The sequence below is a fragment of the Tissierella creatinophila DSM 6911 genome, from assembly GCF_001940565.1.
GTDB lineage: Bacteria > Bacillota > Clostridia > Tissierellales > Tissierellaceae > Tissierella_A > Tissierella_A creatinophila.
Genome location: NZ_LTDM01000014.1, coordinates 26,170 through 41,623 on the forward strand (window position 1 = coordinate 26,170; position 15,454 = coordinate 41,623).

The 15,454-nt window shown below is 31.7% G+C and carries 13 protein-coding genes, 21 tRNA genes and 1 rRNA gene; 3 read left to right on the top strand and 32 right to left on the bottom strand.

Annotation, left to right across the window (positions count from 1 at the left end):
- Positions 1–35 precede the first annotated feature (35 nt).
- From TICRE_RS05400 to TICRE_RS05440, 9 genes are all read right to left on the bottom strand, one after another.
- Entirely contained in the window at positions 36–1,079 is a 1,044-nt protein-coding gene (locus tag TICRE_RS05400) for an ABC transporter substrate-binding protein (protein ID WP_075725945.1), read from the bottom strand.
- Positions 1,080–1,865: an ABC transporter permease gene (locus tag TICRE_RS05405; RefSeq protein WP_075725947.1), complete on the bottom strand. Its 786-nt coding sequence runs from the start codon at positions 1,863–1,865 to the stop codon at positions 1,080–1,082.
- Positions 1,859–2,698: an ABC transporter permease gene (locus TICRE_RS05410; protein WP_075725949.1), complete on the bottom strand. Its 840-nt coding sequence runs from the start codon at positions 2,696–2,698 to the stop codon at positions 1,859–1,861. Before TICRE_RS05410 ends, TICRE_RS05405 begins: the two co-directional genes overlap by 7 nt.
- Positions 2,695–3,738: a spermidine/putrescine ABC transporter ATP-binding protein gene (gene potA / locus TICRE_RS05415; protein WP_075725951.1), complete on the bottom strand. Its 1,044-nt coding sequence runs from the start codon at positions 3,736–3,738 to the stop codon at positions 2,695–2,697. Before potA ends, TICRE_RS05410 begins: the two co-directional genes overlap by 4 nt.
- A gap of 12 nt (positions 3,739–3,750) precedes the next feature.
- Positions 3,751–4,290 carry a helix-turn-helix domain-containing protein gene (locus TICRE_RS05420; RefSeq protein ID WP_075725953.1) on the bottom strand — a complete coding sequence of 180 codons (540 nt, stop codon included), beginning with the start codon at positions 4,288–4,290 and terminating at the stop codon, positions 3,751–3,753.
- A gap of 224 nt (positions 4,291–4,514) precedes the next feature.
- On the bottom strand, positions 4,515–5,321 hold the full coding sequence (locus tag TICRE_RS05425) for a TPM domain-containing protein (protein WP_075725955.1): 807 nt from the start codon (positions 5,319–5,321) through the stop codon (positions 4,515–4,517).
- Between the two features lie 11 nt (positions 5,322–5,332).
- Positions 5,333–5,884, bottom strand: coding sequence for a LemA family protein (locus tag TICRE_RS05430; RefSeq protein WP_075725957.1), 552 nt, complete (start codon positions 5,882–5,884; stop codon positions 5,333–5,335).
- A gap of 42 nt (positions 5,885–5,926) precedes the next feature.
- The gene (thiI, locus tag TICRE_RS05435) at positions 5,927–7,099 is read right to left on the bottom strand and encodes a tRNA uracil 4-sulfurtransferase ThiI (RefSeq protein ID WP_084191864.1); all 1,173 of its coding nucleotides are present in this window, start codon (positions 7,097–7,099) and stop codon (positions 5,927–5,929) included.
- A 4-nt stretch (positions 7,100–7,103) separates the two neighbouring features.
- Positions 7,104–8,258 (bottom strand): cysteine desulfurase family protein, encoded by a 1,155-nt coding sequence (locus TICRE_RS05440; RefSeq protein ID WP_075725961.1) that lies wholly within the window; start codon positions 8,256–8,258, stop codon positions 7,104–7,106.
- 308 nt (positions 8,259–8,566) lie between these two features.
- Here TICRE_RS05440 and TICRE_RS05445 point away from each other — a divergent pair, with 308 nt between their 5' ends.
- Positions 8,567–9,562: an asparaginase gene (locus tag TICRE_RS05445; protein ID WP_075725963.1), complete on the top strand. Its 996-nt coding sequence runs from the start codon at positions 8,567–8,569 to the stop codon at positions 9,560–9,562.
- Positions 9,563–9,570: 8 nt separating this feature from the next.
- Here TICRE_RS05445 and TICRE_RS05450 read toward each other — a convergent pair whose 3' ends face one another.
- Positions 9,571–10,599, bottom strand: a complete 1,029-nt coding sequence (locus tag TICRE_RS05450; protein WP_075725965.1) for a hypothetical protein — start codon at positions 10,597–10,599, stop codon at positions 9,571–9,573.
- A gap of 132 nt (positions 10,600–10,731) precedes the next feature.
- Between TICRE_RS05450 and TICRE_RS05455 the strand changes: the two genes are divergently transcribed.
- Both TICRE_RS05455 and TICRE_RS05460 read left to right on the top strand, forming a co-directional pair.
- Positions 10,732–11,727, top strand: coding sequence for a hypothetical protein (locus TICRE_RS05455; RefSeq protein WP_198927493.1), 996 nt, complete (start codon positions 10,732–10,734; stop codon positions 11,725–11,727).
- 96 nt (positions 11,728–11,823) lie between these two features.
- Positions 11,824–12,801, top strand: a complete 978-nt coding sequence (locus TICRE_RS05460; protein ID WP_075725967.1) for a ribonuclease H-like domain-containing protein — start codon at positions 11,824–11,826, stop codon at positions 12,799–12,801.
- A gap of 51 nt (positions 12,802–12,852) precedes the next feature.
- Here the strand turns inward: TICRE_RS05460 and TICRE_RS05465 are convergent.
- From TICRE_RS05465 to rrf, 22 genes are all read right to left on the bottom strand, one after another.
- Positions 12,853–12,929, bottom strand: a tRNA-Ile gene (locus TICRE_RS05465).
- Positions 12,930–12,946: 17 nt separating this feature from the next.
- A tRNA-Ile gene (locus TICRE_RS05470) sits at positions 12,947–13,023 on the bottom strand.
- 42 nt (positions 13,024–13,065) lie between these two features.
- Positions 13,066–13,142: transfer RNA gene (locus TICRE_RS05475), tRNA-Ile, on the bottom strand.
- 42 nt (positions 13,143–13,184) lie between these two features.
- Positions 13,185–13,259 (bottom strand) — tRNA-Trp (locus TICRE_RS05480).
- Positions 13,260–13,266: 7 nt separating this feature from the next.
- Positions 13,267–13,342 (bottom strand) — tRNA-Phe (locus tag TICRE_RS05485).
- 91 nt (positions 13,343–13,433) lie between these two features.
- A tRNA-Ile gene (locus tag TICRE_RS05490) sits at positions 13,434–13,510 on the bottom strand.
- Between the two features lie 18 nt (positions 13,511–13,528).
- Positions 13,529–13,619: transfer RNA gene (locus TICRE_RS05495), tRNA-Ser, on the bottom strand.
- 19 nt (positions 13,620–13,638) lie between these two features.
- Positions 13,639–13,727: transfer RNA gene (locus TICRE_RS05500), tRNA-Ser, on the bottom strand.
- A 31-nt stretch (positions 13,728–13,758) separates the two neighbouring features.
- A tRNA-Lys gene (locus TICRE_RS05505) sits at positions 13,759–13,834 on the bottom strand.
- Positions 13,835–13,845: 11 nt separating this feature from the next.
- Positions 13,846–13,922: transfer RNA gene (locus tag TICRE_RS05510), tRNA-Gln, on the bottom strand.
- 23 nt (positions 13,923–13,945) lie between these two features.
- Positions 13,946–14,022: transfer RNA gene (locus tag TICRE_RS05515), tRNA-Arg, on the bottom strand.
- 17 nt (positions 14,023–14,039) lie between these two features.
- A tRNA-Gly gene (locus TICRE_RS05520) sits at positions 14,040–14,113 on the bottom strand.
- A gap of 11 nt (positions 14,114–14,124) precedes the next feature.
- Positions 14,125–14,209 (bottom strand) — tRNA-Tyr (locus TICRE_RS05525).
- A gap of 22 nt (positions 14,210–14,231) precedes the next feature.
- Positions 14,232–14,307 (bottom strand) — tRNA-Thr (locus tag TICRE_RS05530).
- Between the two features lie 77 nt (positions 14,308–14,384).
- Positions 14,385–14,461, bottom strand: a tRNA-Asp gene (locus tag TICRE_RS05535).
- Positions 14,462–14,582: 121 nt separating this feature from the next.
- Positions 14,583–14,658: transfer RNA gene (locus TICRE_RS05540), tRNA-Val, on the bottom strand.
- Between the two features lie 23 nt (positions 14,659–14,681).
- Positions 14,682–14,756: transfer RNA gene (locus tag TICRE_RS05545), tRNA-Glu, on the bottom strand.
- A 40-nt stretch (positions 14,757–14,796) separates the two neighbouring features.
- Positions 14,797–14,873: transfer RNA gene (locus tag TICRE_RS05550), tRNA-Met, on the bottom strand.
- A gap of 84 nt (positions 14,874–14,957) precedes the next feature.
- Positions 14,958–15,034 (bottom strand) — tRNA-Met (locus TICRE_RS05555).
- 42 nt (positions 15,035–15,076) lie between these two features.
- Positions 15,077–15,165 (bottom strand) — tRNA-Leu (locus tag TICRE_RS05560).
- An 8-nt stretch (positions 15,166–15,173) separates the two neighbouring features.
- A tRNA-Asn gene (locus TICRE_RS05565) sits at positions 15,174–15,248 on the bottom strand.
- Positions 15,249–15,329: 81 nt separating this feature from the next.
- Positions 15,330–15,446 (bottom strand): 5S ribosomal RNA (rrf, locus tag TICRE_RS05570).
- Between the last annotated feature and the right edge of the window lie 8 nt (positions 15,447–15,454).

The following is a 15,454-nucleotide window of genomic DNA, read 5'->3' on the forward strand; positions in this document are numbered from 1 at the left end:
ATATCTTTATATAAATTTAGCTTATTCTAAAAATTTTACTCTTCACTCATAATGTCAGTCCATATTCTATCATATTCAGCTATTATATCAGTTGGGTCTTTAAATATTTCTACATTTTTTATCATATCATCTGTAGGATAAGCAACCAAGCTATTTTTTATGTCCTCTGGCAGAAGTTCTCTTGCCGCGGATATTGGTGTAGAGTATCCTATATAATCTGCGTTTTTAGCTGATATTTCTGGTCTTAACATAAAATTTATAAACTTTTCTGCAAGCTCTTTATTCTCAGCAGACTTTGGTATAACCATAGCATCAAACCATAAGTTTGTTCCTTCTTCAGGTATAACATATTCAAGATTTGGGTTTTGTCTTATCATCGTTACAGCATCTCCTGACCATACTACACCAACCCCTGCATTTTCTCCTACTATTTCTCCTTTAATTTCATCACCAAGATAAGAATAAACCAAAGGTTTTTGTTTTATTAGTTCTGCTTTAGCTTCTTCTAATTCTCCCATATCTCTTGTATTCATAGAATATCCTAATTTTTTTAAAGCAACAGCCAGAGTATCCCTTTGACTCTTTAGCATTATTATTTCATCTTTGTATTTTTCATCCCATAAATCTGCCCATTTAGTAAGAGGATCTACCATTGTCTTATTGTATATTATTCCAACAGTTCCCCACATATAAGGAGCGGAATATTCATTGGCTGGATCATAGTCTAGATTTATAAATCTATCATCTATTTTGTCCATATTTGGAATATTATATTTATCTAATTTTACTAATAAATCTTCTTTTATCATTCTTTCTATCATGTAGTCTGAAGGAAAGATTACATCATAACTGCTTCCACCTTGCTTCACCTTTACATAAAGATCTTCATTAGTCCCAAAGTCCTCATACCTAACCTTAACATCAAATTCCTCTTCGAATTCTTTTAAAACTTCTTTATCAATATAATCCCCCCAGTTATAGACATTTAGTGTAGGCTTTTTTTCTCCACAAGCTGTTAATACGGTAAGAGAAAGTATAGTTATAACTAATAAAATTATCATCTTTTTATTTTTCATCATTTAATTACCTCCTATTTTTAGATCTTCATCTGATCTTTTATTTATTACAAGTAGTAGTACAAGTAAAACTACAAACATTAGTGTAGATAAAGCATTTATTATAGGGTTTATGCCCTTTCTTGTCATGGAATATATAGTAATACTTAAATTTGATATACCATGTCCTGTATTAAAAAAGCTAATTACAAAATCATCTATAGAAAGTGTAAAAGCTAGTAGCATTCCTGTAATGATTCCGGGAAATATTTCAGGGATTATTACTTTTCTTAAAGCATAAAACGGTGTAGCTCCAAGATCCATTGCAGCTTCTGCTAAATTTACATTCATTTGCTTTAATTTAGGTAGTACTGAAAGAATTACATATGGAATTGAAAAAACTATGTGTGATAGAAGCATAGTAATAAAACCAAATTCTACTTTAACAAATCTAAATAAAGCCATAAGGGATATAGCAGTTACTATATCTGGATTTAATACAGGTATATAGTTTAGATTTAAAATTATATTTCTATTAAATCCCTTTATGCCATGAATACCAATTGCAGCAAATGTTCCTATAATGGTAGAAATAACTGATGAAAGGATTGCTATTAATATAGTTATATAAAGTGCTCTTAAGATTTCAGCATCTTTAAAAAGATCAATATACCATCTCAGTGTGAATCCAGACCATACACCTTGAAGTTTAGAATCATTAAAAGAAAATGCGATTAGGACTACTATAGGAATATATAAAAAAGCAAACATTAAAAATAAATATATTTTTTTTGAAATTTTACTTACCATAGCCCTCCACCTCCTCCTTCTTTTTCTTTATCGATTTTTGAAGTAAATGCCATAGTTATAAGGATGAAAATCATAAGAACAATCGAAAGTGCTGACCCAAAATGCCAATCTCCAGTAACTCTAAATTGTTGTTCTATTACATTTCCTATAAGGCTATATTTTCCTCCTCCAAGTAAGTCTGAAATCACAAATGTACTTACCGCAGGAATAAATACCATAGTTATCCCTGTTATAACTCCAGGAAGACTTAGTGGAAATATAACTTTTCTAAATATAGTGATACTGTTTGCCCCTAAATCTTCCGCTGCTTCTATCAAGTTTTTTTCTATCTTTGTAAGAACTGAATATATGGGAAGAACCATAAATGGTAAAAAGTTATATACCATACCAAGTAATATAGCTTTGTTATTATACATCAAGTTTAAAGGTGAAACTCCTATTTTAGCCAGTATGTTATTTATAAATCCATTTCTTCCAAGAAGAGTAAGCCATGCATAAGTTCTTAGAAGAAAGTTCATCCACATTGGAATTACAAGCATGAGTATCATTATATTTTGTCTTTTAGACTTTTCTTTAGATATTATATAAGCTAAAGGATAACCTACTATTAAAGAAATTATAGTAGATAAAAGTGCTAAATTAACAGATCTCGTAAGAACTTTTAAATATGTGGGAGTAAAAAAACGTTTAAAATTATTAAGACTAAAAGTAAAATCTAAAAAACTTTGGCTATCTCCACTTGTAAATGCAAAATAAACAATTAAAAGTAAAGGCATGAGTATAAAGACCATCATCCAAACAATATATGGATAGGCTGCTCTTTTTAATTTCATAGATTTTTCACCTTCCTCATAACATGAATATTTTCAGGAGTTACATTCATTCCTATATGGGTTCCTTCAGGTTTCATAATAGTACTATGAATCATCCAATCAAAACCTTTTGACTTAACTATCATTTCATAGTGTACCCCTTTAAATGTTACTGATTCTACAACACCTTCCCATTTCCCATCTTCTGCTTTCACTATTTCTATATCTTCAGGTCTTATAACCACATCTACTTCTTCACATCTCTCAAATCCCTTATCTACACATTCAAAAACTCTCTCTCCAAATTCAACTAAAAAGTCCTCTTTCATTACCGCATCTATAATATTACTTTCTCCTATAAATTTAGCTACAAATGCATTTTTAGGCTCATTGTATATATCCACAGGTGTTCCTATCTGTTGAATCTTTCCCTTGTCCATAACTGCTATTGTATCTGACATTGTTAGTGCTTCTTCTTGGTCATGAGTTACATAGATAAATGTTATACCCAATCTTTGTTGCATATTTTTAAGTTCAGTTTGCATTTCTTTTCTAAGTTTTAAATCAAGTGCTCCTAGTGGTTCATCTAAGAGCAGGACTTCGGGTTCATTTACAAGTGCTCTTGCTATTGCTATTCTTTGCTGTTGACCTCCACTTAATGATTCTATTGACCTATTTTCAAACCCCTCTAAGTTTACAAGTCTTAACATTTCTTTTACTTTCTTATCTATTTTCTCTTTACTCATCTTTTTAATCTTTAATCCAAAAGCTATATTCTCTGATATATTCATATGAGGGAAAAGTGCATACTTTTGAAAAACTGTATTTATTTGTCTTTTATAAGCTGGAAGTTTAGTAATATCTTTTCCATCAAATATTACTTGCCCACTAGAGGGTTCTTCAAATCCCCCAATAATTCTAAGTGTAGTAGTTTTACCGCAACCACTAGGACCTAATAATGTTAAAAATTCATTCTTCCTAATATATAAATTTATATTATCAAGTACTGTTACTCCACCATATTCTTTTGATACATTTTTTAAATCTATTATGTTCATCATTTTCCTCCTTTTTTAAAAACTAGGTGGCGTACTCACCCAGATTATTTTTGCTCTACCTTTTCCAGCATTTGAAATATAATGATTTGAATTTGCCTTAAAGTAAAATGATTCATCTTTTTTTAACTTATATTTATCTTTACCTATATGTAGATAAACAATTCCATTTAATACATACCCAAATTCTTCTCCTTCATGAGGGAAATCTTCTTTTGTCTTTCCCCCTATTTCTAATTCTATTAAAATTGGCTCCATCATATTTTTTTGGGCATTTGGAATTATCCATTTTAATATATACTTTAGATCTTCATTTTCACTTTCAAATACATCTTCTTTTGTAAATACAATTTTTTCATCAATATTTTCATTAAAAAAATCTTTAAGATTTGTTCCAAGGCTCTCTAATATATCTACAAAGGTAGCAATTGACGGAGAAGTTAAGTCTCTTTCAACTTGTGAAATAAAACCCTTTGTTAATTCACATCTATCTGCCAGTTCTTCTTGAGTTAGATCGTTTTTTATTCGAAGTCTTTTGATTTTATCTCCTATATTCATCTTAAACCACCTTTCTATAATTAGGCATATATTAAACTATTTGTTTATTATTACTAAACTTTTCTCCAATTATTTATTATAAAGAGATTTGCATTTATTGTCAATAGATTTTATAAAGAAAGCTTCTATTATAATAACAAATATAAAAAGAATCCATAGAGATTTTAATTTCCATCTCTATAGATTCTTCTTGTATTAGTCTTGATTTTTTAGGAATTAGAATTTTACCAGCTACCGCCAGCTCCTCCACCTCCAGATCGACCTCCGCCACCTGATGAGCCGCCGCTACTTCCTCCTCCGAAGCCTCCACCCCCGCCAAATCCACCGGGACCTCCACGACCACTAAAAAAAGCTCTTAAAATACTAGCTATAAGCATGCCTCTAAAAAATCTAAAGTCAATAAATCCAAATATAAGTAAAAATATCATAATAGGAAATATTGAAATTTTTCTTCCACTTTGTACGGGATAATAGTCATCATTAAATCCATTCTTATCTAAGACAATATCGTAATCTTTTTCTATATACTCTATTATACTATTAAAACCAAGGGCTATACCCTCATTGTAATCATCATTTTTAAATGATGGAATCATGTCTCTTTCGATGATGGTCTTTGTTCTTCCAGCAGGAAGAGCCCCTTCTAATCCATAGCCTGTTTCTATCCAGATTTTATTTTCATTAGGTGCTATTAGTATGAGAATACCATTATCATACTCTTTGCTTCCTATTTTCCATTTTTCATAGAGAGAAGTTGCATATGTGTTTATATCCAAATCTTGTAGTGAATCCACCACTGCAACAACTACTTGTGCTCCTGTCTTTTCATTGAGTTCTTTGTTTACATCTATTATATAGTTTTCTACATCTGAATTTATTATGCTAGATTCATCATATACGTAAAACTCGAAACTAGGATCTGGAAGAGTAGGTTTAGCATTTACAATATTTGTATTTAAAGATATATTTAAAAGAATTAAAAGAATAAAACTAAGAATAAATATAGATTTGTTTTGTTTATTCTTAATCATATAAACACTCCCTAAAAGTCAACATTTGGAACTTCTGAGTCAGCTTCATTTATTTTAAAATATTCTCTTTTATCAAATCCAAGCATATTTGCATAGATATTTGTTGGAAATCTTTTTACCTTTTTATTGAAAACAGCTACATTGTCATTATATCTCATTCTTTCAGTTGAAATTTTATTTTCTGTACTAGCTAATTCTGCCTGTAGTTCTAAAAATCCCTGGTTGGCCTTTAAATCTGGATAATTTTCTACTACTACATTTAAACTGTTTAATCCTTGTGTAAGCTGTGCATCAGCTTCAGCATATTCTCCTGGTGTTTTTGCAGAAGACATTTTGCTTCTAGCTTCAGTTATCTGGGTTAATACTCTTTCTTCTTGTTCTGCATAACCTTTAACTGTTTTTACAAGGTTTGGGATCAAGTCTGCCCTACGTTTTAAAACATTTTCTACTTGTGCCCATGAATTGTCTACATCCTCATTTAGTGAAAGTAAATTATTATATCCTCCTCCAATTAAAACTAATATAACAGCTATTATAATTATTGGAACTAAAAACTTTTTCATGATATTCCTCCTATTTAAATTGTAATATTTAAATATATACCCTTATTTTATAATATATACCTTCATATTATCTATAGCATCCTTTACTAGTGTTTCCACATCTAGTGCTTCCTCTGATCTTTTTATATTTTCTACACTAGGATTGGTTACTGGATGCTTTGGTAAAAATACAGTACAACAGTCTTCAAATGGAAGATTAGATGTTTCAAGTGTATCTATATCCCTTGCTATTTCTATTATATCAACTTTATCCATTCCTATAAGTGGTCTAAAAACTGGAATAGATACTGATTCATCTGTAACAGTTAATCCTTGCATAGTTTGACTTGCCACTTGTCCTAAACTCTCTCCTGTGATTAAGGCGTCAAGTTTATTATATCTCGCTATTTTTTCTGCAATTCTCATCATAAATTTTCTAGAGATAATAGTCATCTCTTTTTCAGGACATTTTTCATTTATTTCCTTTTGTATATTTAAAATGTTTACACTATAAAACTTTATCTTTCCTGTATACATACTAAGCTTTTTAGCCAATTCTTTTACCTTTTCTTCACCTCTTTCAGATGTAAAAGGATACGAATGATAATGTACACAACTTAAACTTACACCCCTTTTAGCCATCATAAAACCTGCAACTGGACTATCTATTCCTCCAGAGATAAGTAAAAGAGCTTTACCACTTGTACCTATTGGCATACCACCATATGCTTTTATTCTTTCACTATATATATATGCGTGAGTTTGCTTTATGTCTATATACATGTATAAATCTGGATTATGAACATCTACATTTAAGTTGTCAAATTTATTTAGAAGCCTCTTTCCAATTTCTCTAGAAATCTCTGGAGATGTAAAAGCAAAGTTTTTATCAGCTCTATTTGTATCTACTTTAAATGTTTTTATATTAGGATCTTTTTCTAACCTCTCTTTCATGTTTAAAATACAAGCTTCTTCTATTGCTTCTATATCTTTCTCTACCCTTATACATGGACTTATATAGACAAGTCCAAATACATTTTTAAGTTTTTCCATTAAACTTTCAAACTTTTCTTCATTTGCTTCTATATATATCTTTCCTTGCTCTTTATAGAGCTTATCGTATCTTATATCTTTTGTCTTATTCATAATTTGTTTTATAAGTTGATCTTCAAAATATTTTCTATTAGATCCCTTTAATGCTAATTCTCCTAAACTTACACTTATTACTTTTTCCAAAATATCACCTTTTCATTATTTTTCTTATTTCTTCTACTGATTTTCTTAATTCATCTACAAAATATACTATATCATCTTTGTTGTTTTCATATGAAAAACATATTCTTATAGTTCCTTCTATTTCTAAGTCATCTAAGCCTATTGCTTTTAAAATATCACTTTTTTTAGTCCCATTAGATGAACAAGCAGAAGCTGTGGAAATATAAATATCCTTTTGTTCTAGAAAATGAAGTAAAACTTCTCCCCTTGTATTTCTAAAAGAAATACTCAATATATATGGAGAAAAACCATTATCTAAAGAAGAATTTATCTTAATATCTTCTATATTTTTTTCAATTAATTCTATAGTATATCTTTTTAATTCTAATACATGTTTTCTTTCTTCTTGTTTGTTTTTATCCATAATTTCTACTGCTTTTCCAAATGCAATAATTCCTGATACATTTTCAGTTCCAGATCTCATTCCTCTTTCCTGATTTCCTCCAAAAACTATAGGTGAGAGTTTTAAATCTCTTTTCACATATAATCCTCCTACTCCCTTTGGACCATGGATTTTATGTGAACTAAAAGAAAATGTGTCTATTCCTAAATCTTTTATAGAAAAGTCTATCTTCCCAAAAGATTGTATCCCATCTACGTGTAAGATAACTTTAGAGTTTTTAAGCTTTATTATGTTTTTTATCTCTTTTATATCTTGAATAGTTCCTATTTCATTGTTTACATGAATTATGGAAACAAGTATCGTTTCATCATTTATAGCTTGTTTTAAATCTTCCAGAGATATCCTTCCTTCACTATCTACATCTAGATATGTAACTTTAAATCCTTTAGTTTCTAATTCCTTCATAGTATTTATTATAGAAGCGTGTTCTATATTAGTTGTAATAATATGTTTTCCCCTTTTGCATAAACTATTTACTATACTTTGAATTGCTATATTATTACTTTCCGTTCCTCCTGAAGTAAAATAGATTTCTCTTTCATCTACATTTAAATAGTCTGATACGATTTGTCTGGATTTCTTTATTTCTTTTTCTGACTTTAATCCCAATCTATGTAATGATGAAGGATTTCCAAAGTCTTTTTCTAATGAACTATACATAGTCTCTATTACTTTTCTTCTCATCTTTGTTGTAGCACAATTATCTAAATAAATCATTTGATTATCTCCTATAGTTTTTTTAAATTATAATTACACTCTATATTATATAGTATATTTCCTATATTACAAAATATATTGCAATATAAATTATAAAAAAATATTTAAATAAAAGGATTGAATTTTTTGTCGAAATTTGTTATAATTTATTTAAGGTTATCCCCCTGGTAACCTTAAATAAGATCTCTATTCCCAATACCCCTTTTGAACAATTTGTTCCATCCGAAAGGATGAAAGACTCTTAAGAGTCTTTTTTTTTACCTATTTTTATGTTAAGATGGAATAAACACAAAAGTGGAGGACTTATAATGAAGAAAAAACTTTTAATTATTTTTACAGGTGGTACAATTGCCATGAAGGTTGATCCTCTTTTACACGCAGCTATCCCAGCACTTAATTCAGAAGAGATAATGTCTACAATAAACAATATAGAGGAAATTGTAGATGTAGAGTCAATAAATTTTGGCAATCTTCCAAGTCCTCATATACTGCCTGGGCATATGATGGAAATATGTAATATTATAAAAAGTAATATACATAGAGAAGATATAAGTGGAGTAATAATAACTCATGGTACTGATACTTTAGAAGAAACTGCTTATTTTTTAGATTTAATTATAGATCAAGAAAAACCTATTATAGTAGTAGGAGCTATGAGAAATAATTCTGAACTAGGTTATGATGGCTCTAGTAATCTATCAGCTGCTATATGTACAGCTTCTTCACCTAGAGCTTTAGGAAAAGGTGTCTTAGTTGTAATGAATAATGAAGTAAATGCTGCAGGTGAAGTTGTTAAAACTAATACACTATCACTTGATACATTTAAATCACCTGAATTTGGACCACTTGGAATAGTAGATAATGATGAAGTTATATTCTATCGTGATATAATAAATAGAAAGCATATACAAACTGAAAATATAGAAGAAAAGATTGGTCTTATAAAAGTAGCTTCAGGAATGGAGTCAGACATTATAGATTTTTATATAGCTTCTGGATATAAAGGCATTATATTAGAAGCTTTAGGAAGAGGAAATATACCCCCTCAAATGATTGCTGGAGTTAAAAGAGCTATAGCTAATAATATACCTATAGTTATGGTTTCACGCTGTCATACTGGAAGAGTCCTAGACACATATGGTTACCAGGGTGGCGGAAAGCATCTTAGGGATTTAGGCGTAATCCTTGGAGGCAATCTCCCAGGTCATAAAGCTAGGATACAACTTATGTTAATACTTGGAAAAACAAATAACTTATCTACTATTAAAGACTTATTTGAAAAAGATAATCTATATACAAATTAAAGAAGGGATTAATCCCTTCTTTTTTTAAGTTTTACTTCTTCTACATCTTTTAATTCACCAAATCCTAAAAACTTTATATCTGGATAAATTGTTCCAAATGAATGATTTAATTTTAATTTTGTTTCATCTTCCTTTTGTTTATAATTATATCTTACATAATTATAAGTTTTTGTTTTCTTCCATAGATAAATAGTGCTAAAACTCTCACCTTTATCACTTGAAAATGAACTGTTTAAACCTAAAGTATCTTTCCATACTATCCATATCTTATCTTCGTTTAAAATTATAGTAGGATGTGTATTATTTCCTTCATTTGAAATAGTTCTATCTATTATTTCGTATAAAGAATCCCCTCTATACTCGTATTTCTTGTATTTTATATTTAAGTTTTGATCTATATATTCACAGTAAACTAAATGAATATATCTTCCATCTTTTATTACATCTATATCTAACTTTTCTACACTGTCAGTTAGTACTATAGTTTCTTTCCATTCCAATAAATTCACATCAAATTCTTTCATACAAATCTGATCTCCATAATAAAAAAATAAGTATATAGTAGTTTCATCATTTAAAATCTTTATAGGATTTAAAAACTTACTTATACGAGTCTCATCAACTTTGAACTTTATCCATTCTTCATCTTTAAAAATCTGATGATAAATTTCAAATACTCCTTTTTCACTGAACTTAGGTGTTAAATAAATTATACTTTTTATACCACCATTTAAGACAATCTTTATTTCATATGTCTTAGGTAGTTTTTCTGTTTCTACATCAATTTCTTCTATTAACAATTTATCTATTACTAGTAGTTTTAAATCGTTTTTAGTGTTTTGGTAGATCAAATTTATTTTTTCATCTACTGCTACAATATCAAATTCTCCATATGCATCTTCACATATAGAAATATTATTATGCCCATCATTTAAATTATAATAATCCATGCTTATTTCATTCTTTTTATTTTTAAATAGATAAACTTCTTTTTCATTCATATTAATAATAGATACCCTGTCTTCATAAAAACTCATTAATATCACCCCTATAACTATTATTATTAATAATATAAGGATTTATGACTTAATAGTAACACAAGTCAACAAAATTGAATATATTAAGATTGAACACTATTTATTATTGAATTATTGAAAGGAGGAAAATATATGTCTTCAAATAAGCATCATGACCATCACCATCATCATTGTCCACCAGAAGAACTTCCAGTAACTGAAAGGTGTTGTACTGGGACAACAGGATGTGAATGGGATGGAACTCTTAGACATGTGGTAACAGAACCAATATTTGTTCAAAAGGTATATGACGCAGCACTATTTAATCTTCAAGCACTAAGCACTGTAAACAATGTGAGGTTTACTCCAAATCTCCCAAGTGGAAGTAGGATCCTTAGGGTACTAGAAATTAGGTGTAAAAAATTCTTTAATCCATCTAATATAAACGATCCAAGAAACTTTAAACTTGAACCAGAAACAGTTCTCTCTGGTGGGGAATTTCTCAAAGATGAAAAGGGTTGTTATGTAGAGGTTATAGGCCCTGATGGACTTTCTACTGAAAAGTTGATTTATGCTGATACAAGCGATTGTGATGAAGTAAATGCTGGAACCCCTGTATTTGGAACTCAAAAGGTTAAAGTTCGTGGAAATGTATTGATTGAAATTGATTTACTGATACTAGATTCTAGAGATAGAAGAGTAAAATTCACAATTACTGCAAATGTACCAGTAGCACCAGTAAACTCTCCACTTATCTTAACTAATTTCTTTGAATTATGTATACCATCAGTTTTCAACTCAGCATTCTTCCCAAGATTTGCAGAGTTCTGTAATATACTATGTGAAACTAGACTTGCAACTAATAGTATTCAAAGAGATATAACTGTATGTCCAGAATCAGGACGAATAACTATAGATCTTATTATCGCTCTATGTATTACATGTGAGAAAAAGATAATAGTACCAGTACAGCTTTGTGTATTATCTACTGGTTTCCCAGAATTATCACCTGATACTTCACCTATTTGTACAACATTCCCAACACTATTTCCTAAGCAAATAGATGAAAATAGTGAAACCGGTCCTGGAACAGGCCCTGGTTGTAGAGAAAAACCATTTAATTTTTCACTACACGAAGAAGAAGAATAATATAAAAAAGGATAGATAGAAATATCTATCCTTTTTTACATAAAGAAAACTATACTTTTTTCATATTATAGGATAATATGAAATTAGGTGATAGATATGGAAATTATAAAAAAAAGAATAGATAAAAATAAATTATATAATAATGGAAATATAACAAAAGATGTGTGTTTTTTGGATATAGAAACAACAGGATTTAATAGAAATAGAGATATAATATATTTAGTAGGAATATTATATTTTGATAAAAAAGAAGATACTTGGATCCTCTCACAATATTTTGCAAATGAATTAAAAGATGAACCTCAGGTACTAATAGAATCCTCTAAACTTCTAATGAGTTTTAAAACTATAATAAATTATAATGGAAATACATTTGATATACCTTTTATAAATCATAAATTAAAGTATTTTAAACTTCCTTTCTATATAGATAAAGAAAAATCACTAGATTTATATTCTATTATTAGAAAAAATAAAGACTTATTAAAAATAGATAATCTAAAACTAAAGACAGTAGAAGAATATTTAGGTATATTTAGAGAAGATATCTATAGCGGAAAAGATTGCATTGATTTTTATAAAGACTATATTCTTCATAGAGACTTAGAATTAAAAAATAGATTACTATCTCATAATTATGATGATCTTTATTTTTTAATAGATATTATAGATATAATAAATATTATAAGAAAAAAGAAGTCTTTTAAAGTCAATAAAAATGATGAAATGATAGAATTTGTGATATCTGATATAAAAGAGTCCAAGGACAGTTTCATCTTTGAAGGAGATATAGAAGGTTTAAGAGAAAAATTAATTTATTATGATGCAAGTTTTAATCTGTTAATAGAAGATACAAATAAGTTTAAATTAATTCTCTATGTAACTAGAGGCTTAGTAACTCCTGATGAAACTTGTACTTTTATAGATAAAAGAGATTTTAATATATCCAAAGATATAAGTGTTACTCATGGGTATGCCCTTCCTAAAAATATCTTCTTATTAAAAATAGAATCTGAATATTTATTAGAAGATATCTTAGAACTGCTTAAGGAAATAATAGAAAATTTAATATAGCAAATCTTTATAAAAAAACACAGAAACTAAAAGTTTCTGTGTTTTTTTATATGGTGGGCCTTCAGGGACTCGAACCCCGGACCTACCGGTTATGAGCCGGGCGCTCTAACCAACTGAGCTAAAGGCCCCAGTAAATTTTGTTTACTGGTGGACCTGGGTGGACTCGAACCACCGACCTCACGCTTATCAGGCGTGCGCTCTAACCAGCTGAGCTACAGGTCCATACTATTTTATTATTTTAATATTTAATTTTATTTTATGTTTTGGTGGACCTGGGTGGACTCGAACCACCGACCTCACGCTTATCAGGCGTGCGCTCTAACCAGCTGAGCTACAGGTCCATACCTAATAATGTGAGCTCATATGTCCTTTATACCCTTTTATGGCAGGGGTGGCAGGATTTGAACCCACGACATTCGGTTTTGGAGACCGACGTTCTACCACTGAACTACACCCCTTTACCTATGGTGCCCAGAGCCGGAATCGAACCAGCGACACGTAGATTTTCAGTCTACTGCTCTACCGACTGAGCTATCTGGGCATAGTATTAAAATTTAAACATCTGGGCGAAAAAAAATGTCCTCGCTGAATATTTTAAACAAAATCATGATTCAAGGACAATAAATAAAGTGTGGTGGGCCTTCAGGGACTCGAACCCCGGACCTACCGGTTATGAGCCGGGCGCTCTAACCAACTGAGCTAAAGGCCCCAGATGTTTTTCCTTAAATGGCGGAGAAAGAGGGATTTGAACCCTCGCGCCCCGTAAAGGACCTACTCCCTTAGCAGGGGAGCCTCTTCAGCCGCTTGAGTACTTCTCCATTCAAACTTTAATTTAATTGGCGGAGAGGGTGGGATTCGAACCCACGTGGGCTTGCACCCTAACGGTTTTCAAGACCGCCCCGTTATGACCACTTCGGTACCTCTCCATATTTCTTTTTTATAATGTTCAATAAAAAATGGTGATCCATCCGCGACTCGAACGCGGGACACCCTGATTAAAAGTCAGGTGCTCTACCAACTGAGCTAATGGATCATAAGTTTTGTTGGCTGGGGTGACAGGACTCGAACCTGTGGAATGCTAGAGTCAAAGTCTAGTGCCTTACCGACTTGGCTACACCCCAATGTAAAGCAATGTAAAATTTAATGGCGCACCTAGGAGGATTCGAACCCCCGGCACACGGATTAGAAGTCCGTTGCTCTATCCTACTGAGCTATAGGTGCTTAATTTTTAAAACAAGTGGAGCGGGTGAAGGGAATCGAACCCTCGCAATCAGCTTGGAAGGCTGGAGCTCTACCACTGAGCTACACCCGCAAATTTTTTTTTGGTGGAGGAGACTGGATTTGAACCAGTGAAAGCTGAGCTAACGGATTTACAGTCCGTCCCCTTTAGCCACTTGGGTACTCCTCCATATTTTTTTATAATGTTTTTGTGGAGCTGGCGAGAGGACTTGAACCCCCAACCTACTGATTACAAGTCAGTTGCTCTACCAATTGAGCTACGCCAGCATCATTAATTATATAGGTAAATATTTAATACCTTTCATATTATACTATCCATCTTTTAAAATGTCAAGATATTTTTTTGGCGACCTGGAAGGGACTCGAACCCTCGACCTCCAGCGTGACAGGCTGGCATTCTAACCAACTGAACTACCAGGCCGCATGTTTTTTAGCAGTTTCGTGACACAAATTTATTCACTCCCTATCGGTCGTATAAATTTGGTACTCATTGCATTTGACCTACCATCAATTTGCTATGCAAATTGGATTAGGTCATAATATGGTGGGCACAACAGGGCTCGAACCTGTGACCCCCTGCTTGTAAGGCAGGTGCTCTCCCAACTGAGCTATGCGCCCATATATTTAAATATGATGTTAATTGGTGACCCCACCGGGATTCGAACCCGGGATACCGCCGTGAAAGGGCGATGTCTTAACCGCTTGACCATGGGGCCTTATTTGTTTTATTAGCACATTTATCTATGTATGAAGTTTTGGTAGCGGCGAACGGAATTGAACCGCTGACACTGCGGGTATGAACCGCATGCTCTAGCCATCTGAGCTACGCCGCCACAATTTTTATACTTGTCCTTCTCATATAAATAGTAATTTTATGGTTGTACACTAGGGCACTCCCTATTATAAAAATAAATTTATGGTTGCGGGAACAGGATTTGAACCTATGACCTCCGGGTTATGAGCCCGACGAGCTACCAGACTGCTCCATCCCGCGTTATGTTATTAAAGTTGTACACTTAGGTATTAAGTAAAAAGTTGGTGCCGAAGACCGGAATTGAACCGGTACGACCGATAAAGGCCGCAGGATTTTAAGTCCTGTGCGTCTGCCAGTTCCGCCACTCCGGCAACTTAATTGGCTCTCAGGGTGGGACTCGAACCCACAACCTACCGGTTAACAGCCGGTTGCTCCACCATTGAGCTACCTAAGAATAGTAGAACTGCATAGATTATCTATGCTACTACATTTGACCTATTAAAAGCTTATTATTGTTACTAAGTTTAGGTCACTAATCTGGCGACTTCCTACTCTCCCAGGACGTTGCCATCCAAGTACCATCGGCGTTAAGAGGCTTAACTTCTGTGTTCGGTATGGGTACAGGTGTGTCCCTCTTGCTATTGTTACCAGATAAACTAC

Excerpts from the sequence above, each read along its gene's own strand:
- TICRE_RS05400 (WP_075725945.1), bottom strand. The coding sequence starts at position 1,079 with ATGATGAAAAATAAAAAGATGATAATTTTATTAGTTATAACTATACTT.
- TICRE_RS05405 (WP_075725947.1), bottom strand. The coding sequence starts at position 1,865 with ATGGTAAGTAAAATTTCAAAAAAAATATATTTATTTTTAATGTTTGCT.
- TICRE_RS05410 (WP_075725949.1), bottom strand. The coding sequence starts at position 2,698 with ATGAAATTAAAAAGAGCAGCCTATCCATATATTGTTTGGATGATGGTC.
- potA (WP_075725951.1), bottom strand. The coding sequence starts at position 3,738 with ATGATGAACATAATAGATTTAAAAAATGTATCAAAAGAATATGGTGGA.
- TICRE_RS05420 (WP_075725953.1), bottom strand. The coding sequence starts at position 4,290 with ATGAATATAGGAGATAAAATCAAAAGACTTCGAATAAAAAACGATCTA.
- TICRE_RS05425 (WP_075725955.1), bottom strand. The coding sequence starts at position 5,321 with ATGATTAAGAATAAACAAAACAAATCTATATTTATTCTTAGTTTTATT.
- TICRE_RS05430 (WP_075725957.1), bottom strand. The coding sequence starts at position 5,884 with ATGAAAAAGTTTTTAGTTCCAATAATTATAATAGCTGTTATATTAGTT.
- TICRE_RS05440 (WP_075725961.1), bottom strand. The coding sequence starts at position 8,258 with ATGATTTATTTAGATAATTGTGCTACAACAAAGATGAGAAGAAAAGTA.
- TICRE_RS05445 (WP_075725963.1), top strand. The coding sequence starts at position 8,567 with ATGAAGAAAAAACTTTTAATTATTTTTACAGGTGGTACAATTGCCATG.
- TICRE_RS05450 (WP_075725965.1), bottom strand. The coding sequence starts at position 10,599 with ATGAGTTTTTATGAAGACAGGGTATCTATTATTAATATGAATGAAAAA.
- TICRE_RS05455 (WP_198927493.1), top strand. The coding sequence starts at position 10,732 with ATGTCTTCAAATAAGCATCATGACCATCACCATCATCATTGTCCACCA.
- TICRE_RS05460 (WP_075725967.1), top strand. The coding sequence starts at position 11,824 with ATGGAAATTATAAAAAAAAGAATAGATAAAAATAAATTATATAATAAT.